Below are 1,099 nucleotides of genomic sequence, written 5' to 3' on the forward strand. Positions count from 1 at the left end.
CCCCCTCCCGCCCGTCCTCCGGCTGCGGCGCCGTCTTCACCACGGACCACTGCGTCACCGGCATCGCCTGGCGCCAGCCCGTGAAGCCTCCTACGGGGACGGCGTGCGCGACGGCCAGGCGGGTCAGTTCGCCACCGTGGCGGCGGTACCGGTCGCTGAGCAGCGCCTCGGATTCGAGGGTGACCGTGTTGGCCACCAGGCGGCCGCCCGGAGGCAGTGCCTCCCAGCACGCGTCCAGGAGTCCTGGGGCGGTGAGGCCGCCGCCGATGAAGATTGCGTCGGGGTTGGGCAGTCCGGTGAGGGCGGCGGGGGCGGGGCCGGTGACGACCTGGAGTCCGGGGACGCCCAGTCTTTCGGCGTTGCGGGTGATGCGGGCCGCTCGGGCCGGGTCGCGTTCGATGCTGATGGCGCGGCAGGTGCGGTGGGATCGCATCCATTCCACGGCGATCGAGCCGGAACCGCCGCCCACGTCCCAGAGGAGTTCGCCGGGGGCCGGGGCCAGGGCGGCGAGTGTCGCTGCCCGGACGTGGCGCTTCGTCAGCTGGCCGTCGTGTTCGTAGGCCTCGTCGGGCAGGCCCGGGGTGAGAGGGAGGCGGGGTGCCCCGGGGGCGCGGTGGCAGGTGACGGCGATGACGTTGAGGGCGTCGCCGGGGGCGTGGTGCCAGTCGTCGGCCGTGCCGTCGATGCGTCGTTCGGCGGGGGCGCCCAGTTGTTCCAGGACCGTCATGCGGCTCGGGCCGTAGCCGTGTGCGCGGAGGTGGGCCGCGACTTCGGCGGGGGTGTCCGCGTTCGCGCTGAGGATCAGGAGGCGGTGGTTGTGATGGAGGGCCGGGGTGAGCGTTGCGAGTGGGCGGCCGACGAGGCTGAGTACTTCGGTCTGTTCCAGCGGTATGCCCAGGCGGGCGCAGGCGTACGAGACGGAGGACGGGTGCGGGAGGACGCGGAGCGCGTCCGGGCCGATGGTCTCGGCGAGGGTGCGGCCGATGCCGAAGAACATGGGGTCGCCGCTGGCCAGTACGCAGACGCGGCGGCCCGCGTGCGCCGCAAGCAGGCCCGGGACGGCCGGGCGGAGGGGGGAGGGCCAGGGGACGCGTTCGGC

General features: G+C 74.4%; 1 protein-coding gene. It reads right to left on the reverse strand.

What is annotated here, in order from left to right; genetic code table 11:
- Window positions 1–1,099, reverse strand: a 1,099-nt coding sequence (gene cbiE, locus ACSNOH_RS34870; RefSeq protein WP_436725455.1) for a precorrin-6y C5,15-methyltransferase (decarboxylating) subunit CbiE, incomplete at both ends; no start/stop codon positions are given.

The sequence above is a fragment of the Streptomyces sp. URMC 127 genome (assembly GCF_051386535.1).
In the GTDB taxonomy this organism is placed as follows: domain Bacteria; phylum Actinomycetota; class Actinomycetes; order Streptomycetales; family Streptomycetaceae; genus Streptomyces.